Source organism: Acinetobacter sp. FDAARGOS_724, from assembly GCF_013364475.1.
Taxonomy (GTDB): Bacteria; Pseudomonadota; Gammaproteobacteria; order Pseudomonadales; family Moraxellaceae; genus Acinetobacter; species Acinetobacter variabilis.
Genome location: NZ_CP054908.1, coordinates 3214672 through 3235676, shown reverse-complemented (window position 1 = coordinate 3235676; position 21005 = coordinate 3214672). Strand labels below are relative to the sequence as shown.

Genomic DNA, 21005 nt, shown 5'->3' with positions numbered 1-21005 from the left:
ACCAATGCCGGATGGAGAGAAAAGGGTTTGAATCTAAATTACTCGATTTGAGCGTTAATTTAATCTCCCCAAACCCTGAACGAGCTTAAAGCACAGCTTTAAGCGATATGTAAAAGAAAGACAGGCTTTTTATGACAGTTCCTCCCTTAGTAAAGGGAGGTGAGGAGGGATTTAGAAAAAGTTATTTTAAATCCGGCTCTCTCTTCAGCTCCTTCTCATTGGCATATTGATCAACGTCTTCATTTTCCAGTGGGCGAGCCAGTGGATGATCAACAAAGCCCATTTTCGGTACCGGAATTTCAATCTGGTTATCGAGAAAGCCATTTCGAATCCGTTCCTGCATTTCATCACGGACTTTCAGATAATTTTCCTGCTGACACCAAATCGCAAACAAAAGTTCAATCGAAGATTCACGGAAGGCGGTGACTGTGACTGCAGGCTTTGGATCGGCCAGAACCAGCGGATATTTATTGGCAACATCAAGCAGTACTTCACGCACCTTGATGATGTCTTCATGAAAATTAATAGCCAAGGTAATCGGAATACGCCGGATTGGAAACTTGGACAGGTTGTGTACCGGAGCCCGAATCAGTTGTTCGTTCGGCAAACGTATATAGATATTATCTTGAGTAAGCAGTTTAACCGAGAGCAGATCAATCGAAATCACTTCACCTTCAACGGTATGTCCACGAATCAGTGTAATCTGAATGGTATCACCGACCTCAAAAGATCCTTCACCAATCAGGAAGATACCGCTGATCAGGTTGGATGCAGAGGTTTGAGAAGCGAAACCCAAAGCCACAGTTAAAATACCCGCTGCACCGAGGAAAACACTGAGTTTAAAGCCGGCTTCCTTCAAACTCGCCATCACAAACAACAGGAAAATAAAGTAGAAAATCCCGCGGCGCCAGACCATTTGCTGATGCGCATTAAAGCGTATACCGATAGTACGGATAAAAGCATTCGAGAAAAAACGTGCGATCAGGAAACCAATAAAACACAGCACAACCGCGACGACAATTTCAGTCAGGCGATCCGTATTAATATTGGTAAATACTCCCTTGAGACTGTTGTGACTTCGGTTGGAATATTCGAATTTGGCATCACACGCTCTTAGAAAAATGAATCAAACATATTAAATAAATTTCCCGCTGGATCACGCGGTGGGTGTAAATAATCCACTTCACCCGCATTGGGCGGGGTACGGTTTTCCACCCGGATCCGGGGGGGCGATCCAGACCTTCATGCAGAACCTTAATCTGCGAGGTCCATAAACGTTCAGTGCTGGCACTATAAAAGAGAGGCAATGCAGGTACTGGAACATTCATCCGATCGAAACGCAGTTGCTGCTGACTGGTATTATGAAATTCAATCGGGGTCACAGCACGGAATGCACGAGGACGTAATTGTTGGAGCTCGGTTCTTCCGTCAACTGCGGTAGCATAGCAAATTTCACCGGAACGATGATTGGGTCCAAACCAGGTGTCTTTCGGTAAAATCACTGGAAGATCAAAAATCGGTTCACGTTGACCTTCGACAAAACCGGCAATCCATAGCGGGTGCTGATATAGAGGGTTCCACGTTGTCCAGCCGGAATATAAATCGGATCAACCGGTTTAATTACTACGGAGCGATTCGCCAGACGCGGCATAAGCTGTAACTTGCTTTGGGTAGATTTGAACATATAGCGTTCAATTTTCACCGGTTTCGGAAATGCAAACAGTGGATCATTAATCTGATGCCATTGCTGTTCATAATCGTACTGCACCGTCGGACGATAATATTCCAGTCGCCATTCCTGCAAACCTCTGGTCAAACGAAACAGCAGAGAGCCAAATTGCCAAGCCTTGGACTCGTTAATTTCAAAACTTTGCTCTCCCCACCATTGAATTCTGGGAGACTGCAGGTTTAATTCCTCTTGATCTTGCGGCAATGTTGGCATCCTTTCTTACTAAATCTTTGAAAACATACTTCACGCTGTCATATGCTTAGAGTACACTCAATTTAAATTTTTTCATCATTATTATAATCTGCGATGCAAGTACTGAAACAATTACAAATCCCGTATAGCTTTGCGAAACGTCATGGTGTGCTATTGCGTTATGAGGGAGATCAGGCTTTTATTGTCCGTCGTGACAATACATCTATGCTTGCATTACAGGAAGCACGCCGTTTGCTGGGTCATCCGGCTCAGTATCAACATTGTACAGAACAAGAATTCAATCAGTTACTCAGTTCCAGTTTTGCCGGCGATAGTGGTGAGTCACAGCAGGTCGCGGCTGGTCTGGAAGATCACCCGGATTTATTAAGCCTTGCTGATTCGGTCCCTGAAGCCGAAGATCTGATGGATCAGGAGGATGATGCGCCTATTGTCCGTCTGATCAATGCCTTGTTGTCTGAAGCAATCCGTGTTGGCGCCTCAGATATTCATGTGGAATCCTTCGAAAAACGACTTTCTGTACGCTTGCGTGTCGATGGGCAACTACGTGAAATTGTGCAGCCGCGTCGTGAGCTGGCACCATTACTGGTATCACGGATCAAGGTCATGGCCAAGCTGGATATTGCGGAAAAACGGATTCCTCAGGATGGCCGTATTTCCTTGCGTCTGGCAGGTCGCGAAGTCGATGTTCGTGTTTCGACCTTGCCATCTTCTTATGGTGAGCGGGTGGTGATGCGTTTGCTGGATAAGCAGGCTGGCCGTCTGAATATGACTCATCTGGGCTTGATGAATAACGATTATGATCGACTCAAGACCCTGGTGCATCGTCCTCATGGTATTATTCTGGTGACTGGACCTACCGGTTCGGGTAAGACCACCACCTTATATGCAGCACTCTCTGATCTAAATGATGGTTCCAAAAATATTCTGACAGCTGAAGATCCAGTGGAATATCAGTTAGAAGGGATTGGTCAGACTCAGGTAAATACCAAAGTCGATATGACCTTTGCCCGTGCCTTAAAAGCTATGTTACGTCAGGATCCAGATGTGGTGATGGTGGGGGAAATCCGTGATCTGGAAACTGCAGAAATTGCAGTTCAGGCATCATTGACTGGTCACCTGGTATTATCAACACTACATACCAATACTGCGATTGGTGCAGTGACGCGTTTAAAAGATATGGGAATTGAGCCATTCTTACTATCCAGCTCTTTAATTGGCGTAGTTGCTCAGCGTCTGGTGCGTACCTTATGTCCACATTGTGCGACCTGGAAGGATGCAGATGCATTTGAGAAAAATCTGTTTGAACATATTGAGCATCCACAGGATTTAAGATTACCTCAACCGCACGGTTGTGAACGCTGTGGGAATACCGGCTTTAGTGGACGTACTGCCATTTATGAAATTGTACCGGTTGATGAACATATGCGCCGTCTGATTCATGGCAATGCGGCTGAATATGAGCTGGAAACCTATGCACGTCAGCAATCAGGTTCAATTCGCGATGATGGTTTACGTAAAGTGCTGGCTGGTAAAACCACGATTGAAGAAGTTCTGCGTGTAACCAATGAGGCGGCAGAGTAAATTTTTATTCGATGGGATAGGAAGGCACTGTTTTCTTAAATAAATATCTCAAATGATCATTTTTCTATTAAATAGCATAAAGCAATTTTGATCAAAATTTTATAAGAATGATCAGCTCTATCCTGAAATGACTTCTGATTTTTCAGGATAGAGAGTCAAATATTTATTTAGACTTAGGTGATGACATTCAAAGTAACATCAATATTGTTACGGGTTGCATTTGAATAAGGACAAACGATGTGTGCGGCATCGACCAGCTTTTGAGCTTCTTCCTGTTCCATGCCTTCTAAATGAACATTTAAAGTCACTTCAATACCAAAACCGGTAGGAATCGGACCAATGCCAACTTCACCCTCAATATAGGCATCTTTGCTAATATTGATTTTATCCCGGTTGGCAACAAACTTCATGGCACCTAAAAAACAGGCTGAATAACCTGCAGCGAACAATTGTTCAGGATTGGTTCCGCCACCTGGGCCACCCATTTCCTTAGGCACTGCCAGTTTTACATCCAGAATCTGATCGTCAGAGGTTGCACGGCCATCTCGACCGCCTGTAGCTTTGGCACGTGCGGTATATACTGCTTTTTCTAATGACATGAGAGTATTTCCTGCTTGTTCTTTTATGGAACTTCTATGCTCCATAATTTCTAGGGAAGAATAAGCAGGGATTTTGTTAATTTATGCAAGCGAATGAGAATGCAGTAGAAAGTCTGACTTAAGAAAATTGTAATAACTTGTGATGCTGCATGAGTGGCATAGACTCACGCACTTTGGCCTGCTCAGTCAAATCAAAATCAACCGTAATAATCTGTGCGCCTTCCGCATGCACCATATCGAGAAGTTGACCACGGCTGTTTGTGGCAGCGGCATGTCCCCAAGTTTGACGTTTTTCACCATGCCAACCCTGTTGAGCAGCACCGAGAACTGTGCATTGGGTATCCATAGCACGTGCTTGCAATAATAATTGCCAGTGCATTTGGCCAGTGGTGTAAGTAAAGGCAGATGGCGCAGTTAAAATATTCGCGCCTTGGCCACGTAAATGAAGCGCGAGTTCAGGGAAACGCAGGTCATAGCAGACCATCATACCGATATTGCCAAAAGGCGTTTTCGCAACAACAATATCGGTACCTGGTTCAAAAAATTGGGATTCCTGATAGCCACCAACAGCATCACCGACCTGTACATCAAAGAGGTGAATCTTGTCATAGCGGGCTTCAGTTTTTTCTGGGCTAATACATAGACTTACGGTTCGAACCCGGCCATCTTCAATAATCGAACCATCAGGACGATAAGGACAGGGTAATGTCCCCGCGATAATCCAGATCTGATATTGATGAGCCAGCTGTTCCAGACGTTGTTGAATGCTCTCGAACTGAGCAGCAGTTTCGTGCTGTTTACCAGCAGCAAAACAGACGAAATTTTCAGGAAAGACAATAAGTTCAGCGCCTTTTGCTTTACTTTGTTGAATTAATGATTCGATGGTCATGAAATTTTGCTCAATTTCATTCTGGGAATTCATCTGTGCAACAGAAAGTAAAGTCATAGGGATTCCTTATTGTGTGTTTATACCTTTTGTTCAGACACTTGATCTAGATTATCTTGTTCTTTTTGCAACTGTTTGACCAAGGGCTCAAACATATTCTGGTTGCTCTGATTTAACCGCATTAAAGTCTTGTGTGCATCCAGAACAGTTTTCAGCATCGCTTGATGCGTCACATGTTCTTCCATCAGTTTACGCGTACATACATTTGAATCACCGCAGTAATCCAAAATGACAAAGACCTGCCCCAAGCCCATACTGTTGGCCAGAGTCGTGATATCAGAGTTAGTCGACAACATCACCGCCTGGATCTTATGGAGCTGCTTAAGTTTAAGTCCTAATTTTGCCAGGACACCCAGTACAGTGCTGTCAATAAAGCTGGTTTCAGTCAGATCAACAATTGCGCCAACAACGTTGTCCTGCTGCTCAAGTTTGTTCAGTAATTTGTCTAGACTAATACAAGATTGGGCCCGCACTTCGCCGATAAGCTTAAAAATATGCGTTCCATTCAAGCTTGCATATTCAACATGACCTGTTGACATATAAATGCCATTTGCAGAGAAGGATATTAAATTATCCCATAGGGTCTATAGATACTCAAGTAGCTGAAAGTCGCAATCAAATTAAGTGCTTATAAAACTTGTGATTATACTGCTATTTCACTCTTATAAAGCTGAGAATGGCAATATCGTCGGCAACATGTTCGGGTGCTTCGAAGGATTCGTTTTGTAAGTGATGCAATAATTGGGAAAATTGTTCATTCAGACCGCCGCTAAACGGCTCCAATGCCCCATCTGAACAGATAATGAAACGTGCATTGCGGCTGAAGATATACTCATTTTCGTCTACCTCAAGGTCTTCAGTGAGGCCAAGAGGGAAGCTGCTGGATGACAGGATTTTTGGTTCCTGATTCGGTTCAAAGATAATCGGAGGAGGGTAGTGACCAGCACTGGACCATTTCAAGACATGGGTTTCCAGGTTCAGGATTCCGGCAATCATGGTGATATGCTTTTCGATATTTTCCTGAACCAGCATCCCGTTTAGTTTCTTGATTAGCTCACGAGGCGTTTTGGAGCGACCATGAAAAGCCGCCATCCAGGACGTTAATAAACTGCTGGTAACGCCATGACCAGAAACATCCGCAAGATAAAAAATGATTTCTTTATCGCTGATTTTCCAGTAATCGTACCAATCGCCAGATAGATAGGCAGAAGGCTGAAAATAGGTTTCAACCGCATAATTGGTTAATTCAATTTCATTCGGCAGCAGACGTTTTTGTAGCTCTGCCGCAGAAGGAAGATCACGACTATCCTGATTACGCTTATATTGCGCATCAATTTTTTGTAATGCGATATCGGGTTGTTCAGGCAGTTTATCCCAGATCCAGCCTGCCAAAGCACCTTGTTCCCAAGCTTGTGCCAAGGCTGTTCCTTCATTTTCTAGCGCTAATACTACAGTCGGAAGGTTCCACTTATATTTCAGATAATCATGTACATCTGCAATAGCAATAATCGTTGCATCGTACAACTCGTGATCTTCCAGCTTGATTACTTGAACGTGCGGAAGCTTCTCAAGTACTTGATCTAAATAAGGAATATCACGGGTAGGTTGAATGAAATACATAGACAGGTAGTTCGATCCTGGAATGAGTTATAAGATGTACTATAACAAGCAAATGATTGCTAGCGAACAGTTTCCGCTAGCAAATCATCATTGAGCTTAGGTTTCAAAGGTCATCACTAGAAGATTCAGTCTCATTTTCATCGAGAGATTCATCTTCAAGATTTTCATCATCGAAGTCATCTTCAAGGAATAAAGATTCCTGTTCCAGACCTTTTTTCTGGGCAATCATATAATTGGTGCGCTGCAAATAAATATCGCGAATTTGTGCATAACGATCACCTGTTAACACACCTTCAATATCAAGTAATTCTGCACGATTATCAATTGCACGCCAGAATTGATCACCCCAATACAAGCCTTCATCATCTTCAAGAATATATTTCTGTGGACGGGTCTGGCTATCGACTGCCATACCGAAAGTATCACGCACAGAACTTGGGCCTAGGAACGGTAACATCACATAAGGGCCAGAAGGTACACCATAATAACCTAGTGTGATCCCGAACTTTTCATCTTCATGATCCAATCCCAGACGACGGGCAGGATTTGCCAGACCTAAAGTAGTTAAGGTATTAATGGTAAAACGGCCCAAAGATTTTGCCGCACGAGCAGGACGGCCCTGAATCAACTGGTTTACCGCATTCCATGGTTCACCCAAATTGCTACGGAACTGGGTGTAGCTGCCACGAACATCTTGAGGAACCTTTTTCTGATACTGAACCGCAATGGGGCGAACGACTGCCTGATCGATTGCATCATTAAATTGATACACCTTTCTATTCCAGCTCTGAAAAGGATCTTTAACTTCTTCAGCCTGTGCAGCACTAGCATCGACTTTTAGCTGGGTTTGCAGGTGACTCACCTTGGAAGATATTTTTTCTCTGAGTGGAACCGTATCAGTAGTAGTAGAAGATTCAGTTTCTATTTCAGTCTGTTCAGCCTGAGTAGTGTCTTCAGCAAAAATTAATGGGCTAGAGGCCAAAGAAAATAAGCATAAAGATAAATAAATAGAGCGATGCATAAGGAAACCCCAAAGCCTTGTTCTGAGTATAGTGGCGTTGTTTAACCCGGAATAATAAACTGTATTACTAGGAATAGGCGTAATTTAAGCAAAATTGTATAATAAATGGATAAAAACTTCATAAAAGACTAAAAATTAGACATGCGGTAAGATTTATTTAAAAAAGTTGTTGCAAGGCATCTGAAATACTGTAGAATGCACATCCATCGGCGGTGATGAAGATTAAAACTTCTGATAAAACAGTAACTTAGCATAAATGGTTGAGTTGGGTTTTAGAAAGGGAGTTTAAAAATAATTTTCATTACTGGTTGACTTTCTAGAGATAGAGAGTAGTATAGCCGACCTAGCTTGCTACTGACGAAGTAGTAAGAAGATCATTAAGAGATTATGAAGAACAACTTGTGTGGATTTTTACTGGTTGATTGATCGAAATTATTTTCATTGATTGATTGGTTTGAATTACTCGAAGTTTATTTGAGCGAAATTTAAGTCAGGAAATTGATGAGCCAAGTTTAAGAGTTTTACTTATAAAACTCGAAATGATTTTAACTGAAGAGTTTGATCATGGCTCAGATTGAACGCTGGCGGCAGGCTTAACACATGCAAGTCGAGCGGGGATAGGGTGCTTGCACCTGATTCCTAGCGGCGGACGGGTGAGTAATGCTTAGGAATCTGCCTATTAGTGGGGGACAACGTTCCGAAAGGGACGCTAATACCGCATACGTCCTACGGGAGAAAGCAGGGGATCTTCGGACCTTGCGCTAATAGATGAGCCTAAGTCGGATTAGCTAGTTGGTGGGGTAAAGGCCTACCAAGGCGACGATCTGTAGCGGGTCTGAGAGGATGATCCGCCACACTGGGACTGAGACACGGCCCAGACTCCTACGGGAGGCAGCAGTGGGGAATATTGGACAATGGGGGGAACCCTGATCCAGCCATGCCGCGTGTGTGAAGAAGGCCTTTTGGTTGTAAAGCACTTTAAGCGAGGAGGAGGCTTACCTGGTTAATACCCGGGATAAGTGGACGTTACTCGCAGAATAAGCACCGGCTAACTCTGTGCCAGCAGCCGCGGTAATACAGAGGGTGCAAGCGTTAATCGGATTTACTGGGCGTAAAGCGCGCGTAGGTGGCTAATTAAGTCAAATGTGAAATCCCCGAGCTTAACTTGGGAATTGCATTCGATACTGGTTAGCTAGAGTATGGGAGAGGATGGTAGAATTCCAGGTGTAGCGGTGAAATGCGTAGAGATCTGGAGGAATACCGATGGCGAAGGCAGCCATCTGGCCTAATACTGACACTGAGGTGCGAAAGCATGGGGAGCAAACAGGATTAGATACCCTGGTAGTCCATGCCGTAAACGATGTCTACTAGCCGTTGGGGCCCTTGAGGCTTTAGTGGCGCAGCTAACGCGATAAGTAGACCGCCTGGGGAGTACGGTCGCAAGACTAAAACTCAAATGAATTGACGGGGGCCCGCACAAGCGGTGGAGCATGTGGTTTAATTCGATGCAACGCGAAGAACCTTACCTGGCCTTGACATACAGAGAACTTTCCAGAGATGGATTGGTGCCTTCGGGAACTCTGATACAGGTGCTGCATGGCTGTCGTCAGCTCGTGTCGTGAGATGTTGGGTTAAGTCCCGCAACGAGCGCAACCCTTTTCCTTATTTGCCAGCACTTTGGGTGGGAACTTTAAGGATACTGCCAGTGACAAACTGGAGGAAGGCGGGGACGACGTCAAGTCATCATGGCCCTTACGGCCAGGGCTACACACGTGCTACAATGGTCGGTACAAAGGGTTGCTACTGCGCGAGCAGATGCTAATCTCAAAAAGCCGATCGTAGTCCGGATCGCAGTCTGCAACTCGACTGCGTGAAGTCGGAATCGCTAGTAATCGCGGATCAGAATGCCGCGGTGAATACGTTCCCGGGCCTTGTACACACCGCCCGTCACACCATGGGAGTTTGTTGCACCAGAAGTAGGTAGTCTAACCGCAAGGAGGACGCTTACCACGGTGTGGCCGATGACTGGGGTGAAGTCGTAACAAGGTAGCCGTAGGGGAACCTGCGGCTGGATCACCTCCTTAACGAAAGATTGACGATTGGTAAGAATCCACAACAAGTTGTTCTTCATGACGATGTATCTGAGGGTCTGTAGCTCAGTTGGTTAGAGCACACGCTTGATAAGCGTGGGGTCACAAGTTCAAGTCTTGTCAGACCCACCACTCCTGACGAAGCAAGTAATTGCAGAGTAAAGCAGAAAATCAGAACATTGAATCCTATATGATAAGCTGGGGACTTAGCTTAGTTGGTAGAGCGCCTGCTTTGCACGCAGGAGGTCAGGAGTTCGACTCTCCTAGTCTCCACCACTCATTGCGATGCAATGAGTTAAACATTAAGCAAACGGTTTGATAGCTTATAGAGCTTAGTAAGAAAGCGGCGTATAATACGCGGCATTGTTATTAATCTCTGTGATTTATCACAGTAATGCAGTCCGACGAGGATGCATTAAATCATTAACAGAATATATTTGAGTTGAAATAATTTGTTCATACTCATACAAGAGCGGAAACAAGAGATCGCAAGATTGATTGTTGAAGTGATTGAATGAGAACTAGCGAAATTAACTGAATCAAGCGTTTTGGTATATGAATCTAATTGAAGCTGTACAGTGATTAAGTTCACAAGATCGCAAACAACTACGTTGCTACACTGACTTGTAGGTGTAACGACTGTTTGGGGTTGTATAGTCAAGTAATTAAGTGCATGTGGTGGATGCCTTGGCAGTCAGAGGCGAAGAAAGACGTGATAGCCTGCGAAAAGCTCCGGGGAGGCGGCAAATATCCTGTGATCCGGAGATGTCTGAATGGGGGAACCCACCGGCTATAAGGTCGGTATCATAAACTGAATACATAGGTTTATGAGGCGAACGCGGAGAAGTGAAACATCTCAGTATCCGTAGGAAAAGAAATCAATTGAGATTCCCTCAGTAGCGGCGAGCGAAAGGGGAACAGCCCATTAAGTCATATCAGTTTTAGTGGAATGCTCTGGGAAGTGCAACCATAGTGGGTGATAGTCCTGTACACGAAAGGGCTGATATGATGATGTCGAGTAGGGCGAGGCACGTGAAACCTTGTCTGAATATAGGGGGACCATCCTCTAAGGCTAAATACTCCTGACTGACCGATAGTGAACCAGTACCGTGAGGGAAAGGCGAAAAGAACCCCTGTGAGGGGAGTGAAATAGATCCTGAAACCGCATGCATACAAGCAGTGGGAGCCACTTCGTGTGGTGACTGCGTACCTTTTGTATAATGGGTCAGCGACTTATATTCAGTAGCGAGGTTAACCGCATAGGGGAGCCGTAGAGAAATCGAGTCTTAATAGGGCGTATAGTTGCTGGGTATAGACCCGAAACCGGGTGATCTATCCATGAGCAGGTTGAAGGTTGGGTAACACTAACTGGAGGACCGAACCCACTGTCGTTGAAAAGCCAGGGGATGACTTGTGGATAGGGGTGAAAGGCTAATCAAACTCGGTGATAGCTGGTTCTCCCCGAAAGCTATTTAGGTAGCGCCTCGGACGAATACCATTGGGGGTAGAGCACTGTTTCGGCTAGGGGGTCATCCCGACTTACCAAACCGATGCAAACTCCGAATACCAATGAGTACTATCCGGGAGACAGACTGCGGGTGCTAACGTCCGTAGTCAAGAGGAAAACAATCCAGACCGCCAGCTAAGGTCCCTAAATCATAGTTAAGTGGGAAACGATGTGGGAAGGCATAGACAGCTAGGAGGTTGGCTTAGAAGCAGCCACCCTTTAAAGAAAGCGTAATAGCTCACTAGTCGAGTCGGCCTGCGCGGAAGATGTAACGGGGCTAAAACTATGTACCGAAGCTGCGGATTTGCAATTTATTGCAAGTGGTAGGGGAGCGTTCTGTAAGCCGATGAAGGTGGATTGAGAAGTCTGCTGGAGGTATCAGAAGTGCGAATGCTGACGTGAGTAACGACAAAACGGGTGAAAAACCCGTTCGCTGAAAGACCAAGGGTTCCAGTCCAACGTTAATCGGGGCTGGGTGAGTCGACCCCTAAGGCGAGGCCGAGAGGCGTAGTCGATGGGAAATTGGTTAATATTCCAATACTTCAGTGTAATGCGATGAGAGGACGGAGAAGGTTAAGTCAGCCTGGCGTTGGTTGTCCAGGTGGAAGACAGTAGGCATGCATCTTAGGCAAATCCGGGGTGCTCTATGCTGAGAGTTGATAGCAAGCCAGTTTACTGGTGAAGTGGCTGATACCATACTTCCAGGAAAAGTCTCTAAGCTTCAGTTACACTGGAATCGTACCCGAAACCGACACAGGTGGTCAGGTCGAGTAGACCAAAGCGCTTGAGAGAACTCTGCTGAAGGAACTAGGCAAAATGGTACCGTAACTTCGGGAGAAGGTACGCTGCCGGCGGTGATAGGACTTGCTCCTTGAGCTGTTGGCAGCCTCAGAAACCAGGCCGCTGCAACTGTTTATTAAAAACATAGCACTCTGCAAACACGAAAGTGGACGTATAGGGTGTGATGCCTGCCCGGTGCTGGAAGGTTAATTGATGGGGTTAGCGTAAGCGAAGCTCTTGATCGAAGCCCCAGTAAACGGCGGCCGTAACTATAACGGTCCTAAGGTAGCGAAATTCCTTGTCGGGTAAGTTCCGACCTGCACGAATGGCATAATGATGGCGGCGCTGTCTCCAGCAGAGGCTCAGTGAAATCGAATTCGCCGTGAAGATGCGGTGTACCCGCGGCTAGACGGAAAGACCCCGTGAACCTTTACTGCAGCTTGACATTGAACTTTGATCTTACTTGTGTAGGATAGGTGGGAGGCTTTGAAGTGGTGACGCTAGTTGCCATGGAGCCGTCCTTGAAATACCACCCTGGTAATATTGAGGTTCTAACTCTGCTCCCTGATCGGGAGCGAGGACCATGTCTGGTGGGTAGTTTGACTGGGGCGGTCTCCTCCTAAAGAGTAACGGAGGAGTACGAAGGTGCGCTCAGCGTGGTCGGAAATCACGCGTAGAGTATAAAGGCAAAAGCGCGCTTAACTGCGAGACCCACAAGTCGAGCAGGTACGAAAGTAGGTCTTAGTGATCCGGTGGTTCTGTATGGAAGGGCCATCGCTCAACGGATAAAAGGTACTCTGGGGATAACAGGCTGATACCGCCCAAGAGTTCATATCGACGGCGGTGTTTGGCACCTCGATGTCGGCTCATCTCATCCTGGGGCTGAAGCAGGTCCCAAGGGTATGGCTGTTCGCCATTTAAAGAGGTACGCGAGCTGGGTTTAGAACGTCGTGAGACAGTTCGGTCCCTATCTACCGTGGGCGCTGGAAATTTGAGAGGATCTGCTCCTAGTACGAGAGGACCAGAGTGGACGAACCTCTGGTGTACCGGTTGTGACGCCAGTCGCATCGCCGGGTAGCTATGTTCGGAAGGGATAACCGCTGAAAGCATCTAAGCGGGAAGCCTACCTCAAGATAAGATTTCCCCGAGACTTTATGTCTCCTAAAGAGCCGTTGAAGACTACGACGTTGATAGGTTGGATGTGGAAGCATAGCGATATGTGAAGCTGACCAATACTAATTGCTCGTGAGGCTTGACTATACAACACCCAAGCAGTTGTATATAAAGCATCAATTGATTCACAAATAACCGAAGCAACTTGATTTAGTTCAAAAGCTAGATACAATGAACACCTTAAATTAACTCAGATATATCTGTTAATAACTCATTTGGTAGAAACCTTAGCAATATGTAAGACTAAGCGAGTATCCATAAACAGTTGTGCTGGCGACCATAGCAAGAGTGAACCACCTGATCCCTTCCCGAACTCAGAAGTGAAACCTCTTAGCGCTGATGGTAGTGTGGGGTCTCCCATGTGAGAGTAAGTCATCGCCAGCTCATTATTCCAAAAGCCCTCTGCTTACGCAGGGGGCTTTTTTTTATGCGTGAAATAAAGATGAAATAGAAAAAGACTTAAATAAATTTAAGCCTTTTTGAATCTATCTATTTATTGATCTGCCGCGATAATGGATTGTGTTGCATGCTTTAGCATATACAGGGCCTGACCCAATAAAAATATCTTTTTCAGCCAAGGTAACCAGAATGAGAGGATGTTTCGGTGCTGCAACCGCTGTCAAAATGGCTTTACCATTTTCTGCATCCAAAGTAATACTCTGACAGCCAGTAAGATGGATTTCCTTGGTAAATGCAGAAACCATCGCTAAAATCGAACTGCTCACCGCAGCCAGTTTGCTGTTGTTATAGTTGTCTTTCTTATGAATTGTGGCCAATTCAAACCCATCTGTTGAGCAGACCATTACATAATATACGCCACGAACATTGCTAATAATCTCCTGAATTTGTTGTTTAGCATGCTGAACGAGGGCTTCCGGGGCTTGACGTCTTTCTTGTATAGTAAGCATGCTTTAATCCTTAGCTCATGAGGTTATGGTTGATTTCGATTGAAGTAATTAAGGCTTCTAAGAGAAGTAAGATATTGTCTTTTTGACGTGTATCTACAAAAAAGAGGGGGAGTATAGAGATCCGGCTGGATCAGCCAGTCCCTATAAATCTGGGTAAAATGAGGGCTTTCAAGATCACTATGCGTAATCCCAATGGCAATATTATTGGTATATTCCTGGAATACTTCGATAGAGCTTTCCAGTTCCTGGATCGGGTCATTTACTGTATGATCAATAAGGATAATAGCACCTAGTGCGCCCTGACAGATGACAGGCCAGATAAAGTCAAAGCGGCTTTGTCCTGGCGTCCCATATAGGCCAATTTTGGTTCCATCTTCTAAGGTGATTTCACCATAATCGATTCCTACCGTGGTTTCCATTTTTGAATGACTGCGGTCGTCAGTATTCAGTGCCTCAGTGAGTAACACTGGAATATCACATAATGAACGTATCGCGGCTGTTTTACCTGCGCCCATGGAGCCCGCAAAAACGATTTTATATTGTTGTAAAATCATAAGTATTTACTTTATTAAAATCCAAATTTAAATCGTAGCTTTCCAAAAAAGTTTTTAATGAAACTTTGCTGTTCTGTTCTTTCAACTGGCGCAGTGGCGCGATAACGACTTTCCCAAGCATTAATTTTTTCAATATTTCCTGAAGCCATACTGGCTGCGATAAATTGTCGAAGCGTGAGTAAAGAAATTGCATGTTGCTCAGCAATTTTTGAAATCTTACCGCCTTAAATAAAGCAGGCAGATATCTGAAAAATACGTTTTTTATGCAGCGGATGAGCCGGCTTTGGCCAGTAATGAATTTTATAGTGACCATCTTCAGGTGCGATCTGGGCAAAACTAGGCGAGTTACAGAAAAAATTCCATAACCAGTCTTGTAAAATCTGCGTTTCTCTACGTGTCACTTTTAATAGGTCGCTAGTAGAGGCGAAGTCATATTGAAAAGAAAAGTCTGTGCCTGTTTCAGCCCGGTCTTTGTTTAACCAGGCTAGGTTTTTGCTGAGTCAATGATGGCAATGGTGCCATGCCGGTCATAAAGATGTAATTTGCCTTTTTCAGGATGCAGCATCTCTTTAAAAAAGTTAATTGTGTAGGGATGGTCAGAAGATTGCTGGGAATGAACTAGCGTTGAAAATATAGGTTCTTCTATTTCTGGTTTAATTTCTGAATTAAGAACATTTTGCTCAAACCATTGCTTGAGAATTTGTGTGTTTTGCAGGGGTAAAGCGAGCGTGTTATTTATAATCTGGTTCGAATATTGAGCATTTTTAGAGATGCATAAATAAGGACATTTTTGGTTTTTGAGAACACGTTGAATACCCTCTGTTTCAAGAAAGTATTCATACACCAACAGGCAATCGAGATGAGGATCGGAAGCAGTGTTCCATTGCAGGATAAAATGGTCAGGAGTGATGTGTTGTAAAGTCTTTTTTAGTTCATCAGCATCGTGAATACTTAAACCTGCTATTCCAATATGAATATAATGCCTATGCATTTTAAGTCTCGATTAAACTTAATATTTTATTGGGTGAAGCGCATAAGAATCCCCTTTATCGCATGAAATAAAGGGGAAAACTGTGTATTAGCTGAAGTCTAAACCTTATTCAAAAGATTTAAGCTCATGACGAGCCATAGCCAGGTTTGCTTTAGAGCGATCCAGTACAAGGTACAGAAATACATTGTTATTCTTTTCTAGTGGGCGAATGAGATGATATTGCTTGCCCAGCGTAATCAGAATATCTTCAATCGAGTCATTCAGGTTTAATGAATTCGCTACACAGCGTTTAGCGCGAACCACTTCTGTATTGCCGGCTGCTGCAAGTTTAAGATCGGTATTGCCACCACCTTGAGTTGCTAAAGCCAAGCCCGCTTTCACCATCAGCTAATGCTGCAGCAACGAAACCATCAATATCTGTAAGTGTATCTAAGGTTACCTTAGCCACAATTATTTCCCTGTTATAAAAATAGTTGATGCGTTAGTTGTATTTGATGAAGTTCGAATATTATCTTTTTCATTCAAATTCATTATAAAAATGGGCAAGTAAATTACAATTGAAATAAAAACTATATAAAATTTAATGGTTTACTTTAGATTTTAATTTTTAACTTGTACTTTTTAATTATGTGATGCGTTTACCTTTTTATTTAAGGATATGTGAAGTGATTTTGTGATTATTTTTTGATCTATAATCTCACCTTAATCTAAAAGATGTAATAAAATATTTTGAATGAATTATGGGGCTAGTTAGGTAAAAATTTCAGTTAAGAAAATTGATTCACTTCATTTCCTGATAAATTTAAAGAATAAAAAAAGCCAATATCTCATTGGCTTTTAGTAAAACTGAATTTTTGAGGTTGAAGTATTTATGCAAATACGCGTAATACTGCATCAATCAATACCCAAAGAATCGCAAGCGCAACCACTGGCTCAACGATTTTTGCCCAGGTTGGTGTTTCTACAACAGCAACTTCTTCAACATCATGATGCTGGCTATTTTGATGAACCATTTGGCTAAACTCCTTCATTGATGCTTCTAATGATAGCTCTTCTTCATGAATTGGTTTAGAGCCTTTGAGTTCTGTTAGGTTATTTGTTGTCCAAACCCAATCATCTGCCTGGCCAGACAAATGTTCAATTTGTCCTTTTAGCAGCTCTTGGATACTGGTCTGATTATGATTGCCAGTATCATGTAACTGCTTTAATTCAGTCAGCTGAAAATGGAAAATTTCAGACGTGAGCTGTTCCAGCTCGGGTTTTGGTAAAGTTGACTGGTTTTCCACTCGGGTAGTCAGGTGACGGGCGATTTCCAGGATATAAAGTTCATCTGGATGCTTGATTTCATTATAAATTTTTTGCGGGTTATTGCGCCATTCGCTAATCAGTTTGCCTAAAGTGAGAGCATTGATTTCTGAAATATATTTACGTCTTTCTTCTTTTGTATAGCTTTGTAGAAGCTCAGGCTTTTGAGTTTCTATCTGTTCAACAAAATATTGTACTAAATCAAAAGCCATTCACTTACTCCATTATTTTTAATCTAATAACCTTAGGGTTGGTTTTTTCTTTGCGGGTTCAGGCTGTTCTTCAGTGCTTGATTTTAAAGCATCTTCATCATTTTGTGTATGCTCATATTCATTTGGATCAAAGAATAATCCTTGACCGTTCTCACGTGCATAGATCCCGAGGACTGCTGCCATCGGTACATAGATATCACGTGATACACCACCAAAACGTGCTGAGAAGGTGATGGCTTCGTTATCCATATTCAGCGCATGAACTGCATGCGGCACAATATTCAGGACAATCTGGCCATCTTTAATAAACTGCTCGGGTACCATGGTATTTGGACCTGTAGCATCGACCAGTAGATAAGGCGTCATATTGTTATCGCAAATCCACTCATAGATTGCACGTGCCATATAGGGACGGGTAGGACTTAAGTTGAATTCTTGTTCAGACATGATGTTTCTCTACAGGTTTGATTTGCTCTTGGTAGCGGTTTTTTTCCTGCAAGGTCATGGATTTTGCAAATGCAGGACGGCTAAAAACTCGTTGGCAATATAAATAAAATGGACGACATTGTTGTCGAGGTAATTCTACTCCCATGCTTTTGAGTCGAATGAAAATGGGAGCCAGCATACAATCTAAGATGCTGAATTGTTCCGACATAAAATAAGGAAAATGCTGGAACAAGGGCGTTAATGAAATCAGGATATCATGCAACTGTTTTTGAGCCTTCACTTTGGCTGCAGCGTCCAGAGTATCCGGATGGCATAGCATGATATCGGCCAGTTTGAGCCAGTCATTTTCAAAACGCCAGATATATTGCCGCTGTTCCGCACGTGGCATGGGGGCATCTGCATAGAGCTTGTTCTGGCGGTAACGATCGTCTATATATTCTGAAATGATGCTGGTATTGAATAATTTTAAATCATTTTCAATCAGCATGGGCAGCTGGTTATAAGGATTGAGGCTGGCCAGATCTTCATCATCGCTATCGACCAGGATCAGGTTATATTTAATCTGCTTTTCAGCAAGTACGTAGCGAATCCAATGGGAACGAAAGTCATCGGCATGGCTATATAAGGTGAGTCCTTGAAGTGGCGCGCTTTCGACTGACATAAATCCTGATTAAGTTCTAATGAATAGACTAGGATACTAAAAATCAACCTAAAAAGCACGAAGCATAAAAAGCCAATTGGACTAAGGCAGGGTAGAGTAGAGAAAAAAATGAAAGGAGCAGAACAATATGATCATGAATTTTGGCTTAATCATTCTGTTTATTATCATCGGTGTTGCGAATTATTATCTGACCAAATCCTTCTGGTGTCATGAAGGGGTATGGGGTAAGGATGTGCATGAACAATAAATATAGAATCCAACTAAGTGGTCAATTTCAAGCCATAAAAAACCCTGGAATAAACCAGGGTTTTTTTGTCCGATTCGGTAAACGAATTAACGTTTAGAGAATTGAGGACGTTTACGAGCTTTACGTAAACCAAGTTTCTTACGTTCAACTTCACGAGCATCACGAGTAACGAAACCAGCTTGACGAAGAGCAGGTTTAAGAGTTTCGTCAGAAGCGATCAGTGCACGAGTAATACCGTGACGGATAGCGCCTGCTTGACCACCGATACCACCACCAGCAACAGTGATGTAAAGGTCATATTTCTCAGTCGCTTCAAGAAGCTCTAGAGGTTGACGAACAACCATACGAGCAGTCTCACGACCGAAGTATTGTTCTAAAGAACGGTTGTTGATTACGAGTTTACCAGTACCAGCAGATAGGAAAACACGTGCAGTTGCGGTCTTACGGCGACCTGTACCATAGTTAGTAGCCATGTGCTGTATCCCTTAGATGTCCAAAACTTGTGGCTGTTGAGCAGTATGTGGATGCTCAGTACCAGCGTACACTTTCATTTTTTTGATCATTGCATAACCAAGAGGACCTTTTGGCAACATGCCTTTTACAGCGCGTTGGAAAATTTCTTCTGGTTTGTGAGCAACTAATTTTTCAAAATTAGTTTCACGAATACCACCAGGGAAACCAGTATGGCGATAGTATTTCTTGTCAAGTGATTTGTTACCAGTCACTTGAACTTGCTCAGCATTGATAACAACGATGTAATCACCAGTGTCAACGTGAGGAGTATAAGAAGTTTTATGCTTACCGCGTAAACGACGAGCGATTTCAGTCGCGAGACGACCTAAAGTTTTGCCAGAAGCATCAACAACGTACCAGTCGTGTTGAACTTCAGCTGGCTTAGCGCTGAGAGTTTTCATTAAACCACTACCTATTATAGTTGGTTTGGACTATGGAAGCTGTCCAAACAAAAGGAGACCGAATTCTACCCGAAAGCCAGGAGAACCACAATGAAAATATAAAATTTCAAGCGCTGTATTTTACAACGTCTTTCAATGAATGACCAGTAGGATTTTTAGCTTATAAACACATATGATTAATCATTAAATAATAAAACGGACCTAAGACTAGGGGCACGTCTTTGTATGAATGGATTCACCTGTTTTTTAATATGTATTTCTTTAGCAAATGGCCTGTCTTCGAGTCTGCCTAGGTTTGCTTTCTAAACTTGAGACAATCCTCCTTGAAAATACCAAAAGCTAAACATGTCGAGTGTTGAGAGGATTGCCTGAAACTCTTTATAGGGTTTATTGAAGTCAGTCCGGTTTTATCTTTCTTTAATATAATGAGAAAGGTACAGTATTATTTGAATAAACATCATCTAAACCTTTATCTAAAACTTTCCCTGTGAAATTTGTACTAAAATAAGGACAATTGATAATACAGAAGAAAGTCATGCTGCCTTTATATATTACCAGTGGTGAACCTGCCGGAATTGGTCCAGACATTTGCCTGAGTCTGGCGGATCGTATTGATGAGCGTCCATTGGTGGTACTTGCCGATCTGGAAATGCTCCGTCAACGGGCACAGCAGTTAAAACTTCTGGTTGAACTGATCGATTATCAGGGGCAAACGACTTCTTCAGAAAAAGGTCAGCTTTATGTCGAGCATGTGCCTTTAAAAGAGCCGGTAGTACTAGGTCAGCTGAATAGCCATAATGCTGCTTATGTACTGGAACAGCTACATCGTTCAGCCGAATATGCCATGTCAGGCAAAAGTGTCGGAGTGGCTACAGCGCCAGTGCAGAAGTCAGTCATTAATGATGCAGGCATCCATTTCAGTGGTCATACCGAGTATTACCAGGAATTTGCTGGTGTACCGCGTGTGGTGATGATGCTAGCGACTAAAACTTTACGTGTTGCTTTAGCAACCACCCATCTGCCACTTCGTGCAGTTGCCGATGCCATTACTCCGGAACGCTTACATCAGGTGATTGATATCCTGATTCATGACTTAAAATCGAAGTTTAAAATCGAGCATCCGCATATTCTGGTCTGTGGTTTAAATCCACATGCAGGTGAGGGCGGTTATTTGGGTATGGAAGAGATTGAAGTCATCAATCCAGTACTGGAGACTTACCGTACTCAAGGTATCAATATGAGTCTGAGCCTGCCTGCAGATACTTTATTTACCGCTGAAAATTTGAAAGATGCCGACGCTGTTCTGGCGATGTATCACGATCAGGGTTTACCTGTGTTAAAATCTCAGGGTTTTGGTGAAGCCATCAATATTACTTTGGGCTTACCGTTTATCCGAACTTCTGTCGATCACGGCACAGCACTCTCCCTCGCAGGTACAGGCCTTGCGAAAAGCTCAAGCTTACATGTGGCTGTGGACTTGGCGCTGGATTTAGCGCGTCAATGATCT

At 43.5% G+C, this 21005-nt stretch carries 15 protein-coding genes, 2 tRNA genes, 3 rRNA genes and 5 pseudogenes; 7 read left to right on the top strand and 18 right to left on the bottom strand.

The genetic code is table 11. The features are described 5' to 3' along the window. Nucleotides 1-181: 181 nt before the first annotated feature. Nucleotides 182-1104: pseudogene (locus tag FOC32_RS16905) on the bottom strand (mechanosensitive ion channel family protein). Between the two features lie 9 nt (nucleotides 1105-1113). Then, nucleotides 1114-1942 (bottom strand): annotated as a pseudogene (locus FOC32_RS16900) (hypothetical protein). 93 nt (nucleotides 1943-2035) lie between these two features. Between FOC32_RS16900 and gspE the strand changes: the two are divergent. After that, entirely contained in the window at nucleotides 2036-3523 is a 1488-nt protein-coding gene (gspE, locus tag FOC32_RS16895) for a type II secretion system ATPase GspE (RefSeq protein WP_004783540.1), read from the top strand. 173 nt (nucleotides 3524-3696) lie between these two features. Here the strand turns inward: gspE and FOC32_RS16890 are convergent, their stop codons facing one another. From FOC32_RS16890 to FOC32_RS16870, 5 genes are all read right to left on the bottom strand, one after another. After that, entirely contained in the window at nucleotides 3697-4122 is a 426-nt protein-coding gene (locus FOC32_RS16890) for an organic hydroperoxide resistance protein (protein ID WP_159123044.1), read from the bottom strand. 118 nt (nucleotides 4123-4240) lie between these two features. Further along, nucleotides 4241-5068, bottom strand: a complete 828-nt coding sequence (locus FOC32_RS16885; RefSeq protein WP_175965997.1) for a carbon-nitrogen hydrolase family protein — start codon at nucleotides 5066-5068, stop codon at nucleotides 4241-4243. A 20-nt stretch (nucleotides 5069-5088) separates the two neighbouring features. Then, complete coding sequence (gigB, locus tag FOC32_RS16880) at nucleotides 5089-5607, bottom strand: anti-anti-sigma factor GigB (protein WP_004783532.1); 519 nt, start codon at nucleotides 5605-5607, stop codon at nucleotides 5089-5091. 112 nt (nucleotides 5608-5719) lie between these two features. Further along, on the bottom strand, nucleotides 5720-6688 hold the full coding sequence (gene gigA, locus FOC32_RS16875) for an RsbU family protein phosphatase GigA (protein WP_034170815.1): 969 nt from the start codon (nucleotides 6686-6688) through the stop codon (nucleotides 5720-5722). Nucleotides 6689-6791: 103 nt separating this feature from the next. Beyond that, on the bottom strand, nucleotides 6792-7709 hold the full coding sequence (locus tag FOC32_RS16870) for a VacJ family lipoprotein (RefSeq protein WP_175968129.1): 918 nt from the start codon (nucleotides 7707-7709) through the stop codon (nucleotides 6792-6794). A 546-nt stretch (nucleotides 7710-8255) separates the two neighbouring features. On the opposite strand from FOC32_RS16870, the gene FOC32_RS16865 reads away from it, so the two are divergent. The 5 genes from FOC32_RS16865 to rrf all read left to right on the top strand — a co-directional run bounded on the left by FOC32_RS16865 (nucleotide 8256) and on the right by rrf (nucleotide 13643). After that, nucleotides 8256-9793 (top strand): 16S ribosomal RNA (locus FOC32_RS16865). A gap of 61 nt (nucleotides 9794-9854) precedes the next feature. After that, nucleotides 9855-9931, top strand: a tRNA-Ile gene (locus FOC32_RS16860). A gap of 68 nt (nucleotides 9932-9999) precedes the next feature. After that, a tRNA-Ala gene (locus FOC32_RS16855) sits at nucleotides 10000-10075 on the top strand. Nucleotides 10076-10454: 379 nt separating this feature from the next. Further along, nucleotides 10455-13346, top strand: a 23S ribosomal RNA gene (locus FOC32_RS16850). A 182-nt stretch (nucleotides 13347-13528) separates the two neighbouring features. Continuing rightward, a 5S ribosomal RNA gene (gene rrf, locus FOC32_RS16845) occupies nucleotides 13529-13643 on the top strand. Together the 16S, 23S and 5S rRNA genes with 2 tRNA genes alongside form the textbook arrangement of a ribosomal RNA operon. Before the next feature lie 109 nt (nucleotides 13644-13752). Here the strand turns inward: rrf and FOC32_RS16840 are convergent. The 11 genes and pseudogenes from FOC32_RS16840 to rplM form a co-directional block, all read right to left on the bottom strand. Beyond that, a pseudogene (locus FOC32_RS16840) lies at nucleotides 13753-14167 on the bottom strand (roadblock/LC7 domain-containing protein). 10 nt (nucleotides 14168-14177) lie between these two features. Beyond that, nucleotides 14178-14721: pseudogene (locus FOC32_RS16835) on the bottom strand (GTP-binding protein). 14 nt (nucleotides 14722-14735) lie between these two features. After that, nucleotides 14736-14870 carry a hypothetical protein gene (locus FOC32_RS17155; protein ID WP_257220897.1) on the bottom strand — a complete coding sequence of 45 codons (135 nt, stop codon included), beginning with the start codon at nucleotides 14868-14870 and terminating at the stop codon, nucleotides 14736-14738. Between the two features lie 75 nt (nucleotides 14871-14945). After that, on the bottom strand, nucleotides 14946-15122 hold the full coding sequence (locus FOC32_RS17095) for a hypothetical protein (protein WP_227504422.1): 177 nt from the start codon (nucleotides 15120-15122) through the stop codon (nucleotides 14946-14948). Nucleotides 15123-15205: 83 nt separating this feature from the next. Then, nucleotides 15206-15712 (bottom strand): hypothetical protein, encoded by a 507-nt coding sequence (locus FOC32_RS17090; protein ID WP_227504423.1) that lies wholly within the window; start codon nucleotides 15710-15712, stop codon nucleotides 15206-15208. A gap of 105 nt (nucleotides 15713-15817) precedes the next feature. Continuing rightward, a pseudogene (locus FOC32_RS16825) lies at nucleotides 15818-16160 on the bottom strand (roadblock/LC7 domain-containing protein). Nucleotides 16161-16581: 421 nt separating this feature from the next. Next, entirely contained in the window at nucleotides 16582-17229 is a 648-nt protein-coding gene (locus FOC32_RS16820; protein WP_005237167.1) for a hypothetical protein, read from the bottom strand. A gap of 18 nt (nucleotides 17230-17247) precedes the next feature. Beyond that, on the bottom strand, nucleotides 17248-17676 hold the full coding sequence (locus FOC32_RS16815; protein ID WP_175968127.1) for a ClpXP protease specificity-enhancing factor: 429 nt from the start codon (nucleotides 17674-17676) through the stop codon (nucleotides 17248-17250). Beyond that, on the bottom strand, nucleotides 17669-18337 hold the full coding sequence (locus FOC32_RS16810; RefSeq protein WP_104425777.1) for a glutathione S-transferase N-terminal domain-containing protein: 669 nt from the start codon (nucleotides 18335-18337) through the stop codon (nucleotides 17669-17671). The genes FOC32_RS16815 and FOC32_RS16810 overlap by 8 nt, the downstream gene beginning before the upstream one ends. Before the next feature lie 333 nt (nucleotides 18338-18670). Continuing rightward, nucleotides 18671-19057 (bottom strand): 30S ribosomal protein S9, encoded by a 387-nt coding sequence (rpsI, locus tag FOC32_RS16805; protein WP_004785251.1) that lies wholly within the window; start codon nucleotides 19055-19057, stop codon nucleotides 18671-18673. A gap of 12 nt (nucleotides 19058-19069) precedes the next feature. After that, complete coding sequence (gene rplM, locus FOC32_RS16800) at nucleotides 19070-19498, bottom strand: 50S ribosomal protein L13 (RefSeq protein ID WP_004785249.1); 429 nt, start codon at nucleotides 19496-19498, stop codon at nucleotides 19070-19072. Between the two features lie 535 nt (nucleotides 19499-20033). Between rplM and pdxA the strand changes: the two genes are divergently transcribed. Next, the gene (pdxA, locus tag FOC32_RS16795; protein ID WP_034171095.1) at nucleotides 20034-21002 is read left to right on the top strand and encodes a 4-hydroxythreonine-4-phosphate dehydrogenase PdxA; all 969 of its coding nucleotides are present in this window, start codon (nucleotides 20034-20036) and stop codon (nucleotides 21000-21002) included. Nucleotides 21003-21005: the final 3 nt, after the last annotated feature.

What these genes read in the sequence shown, in the direction of transcription:
- gspE (WP_004783540.1), top strand. Translation starts at nt 2,036, where the DNA reads ATGCAAGTACTGAAACAATTACAAATCCCGTATAGCTTTGCGAAACGT.
- FOC32_RS16890 (WP_159123044.1), bottom strand. Translation starts at nt 4,122, where the DNA reads ATGTCATTAGAAAAAGCAGTATATACCGCACGTGCCAAAGCTACAGGC.
- FOC32_RS16885 (WP_175965997.1), bottom strand. Translation starts at nt 5,068, where the DNA reads ATGACTTTACTTTCTGTTGCACAGATGAATTCCCAGAATGAAATTGAG.
- gigB (WP_004783532.1), bottom strand. Translation starts at nt 5,607, where the DNA reads ATGTCAACAGGTCATGTTGAATATGCAAGCTTGAATGGAACGCATATT.
- gigA (WP_034170815.1), bottom strand. Translation starts at nt 6,688, where the DNA reads ATGTATTTCATTCAACCTACCCGTGATATTCCTTATTTAGATCAAGTA.
- FOC32_RS16870 (WP_175968129.1), bottom strand. Translation starts at nt 7,709, where the DNA reads ATGCATCGCTCTATTTATTTATCTTTATGCTTATTTTCTTTGGCCTCT.
- FOC32_RS17155 (WP_257220897.1), bottom strand. Translation starts at nt 14,870, where the DNA reads ATGGCTTCAGGAAATATTGAAAAAATTAATGCTTGGGAAAGTCGTTAT.
- FOC32_RS17090 (WP_227504423.1), bottom strand. Translation starts at nt 15,712, where the DNA reads ATGCATAGGCATTATATTCATATTGGAATAGCAGGTTTAAGTATTCAC.
- FOC32_RS16820 (WP_005237167.1), bottom strand. Translation starts at nt 17,229, where the DNA reads ATGGCTTTTGATTTAGTACAATATTTTGTTGAACAGATAGAAACTCAA.
- FOC32_RS16815 (WP_175968127.1), bottom strand. Translation starts at nt 17,676, where the DNA reads ATGTCTGAACAAGAATTCAACTTAAGTCCTACCCGTCCCTATATGGCA.
- FOC32_RS16810 (WP_104425777.1), bottom strand. Translation starts at nt 18,337, where the DNA reads ATGTCAGTCGAAAGCGCGCCACTTCAAGGACTCACCTTATATAGCCAT.
- rpsI (WP_004785251.1), bottom strand. Translation starts at nt 19,057, where the DNA reads ATGGCTACTAACTATGGTACAGGTCGCCGTAAGACCGCAACTGCACGT.
- rplM (WP_004785249.1), bottom strand. Translation starts at nt 19,498, where the DNA reads ATGAAAACTCTCAGCGCTAAGCCAGCTGAAGTTCAACACGACTGGTAC.
- pdxA (WP_034171095.1), top strand. Translation starts at nt 20,034, where the DNA reads ATGCTGCCTTTATATATTACCAGTGGTGAACCTGCCGGAATTGGTCCA.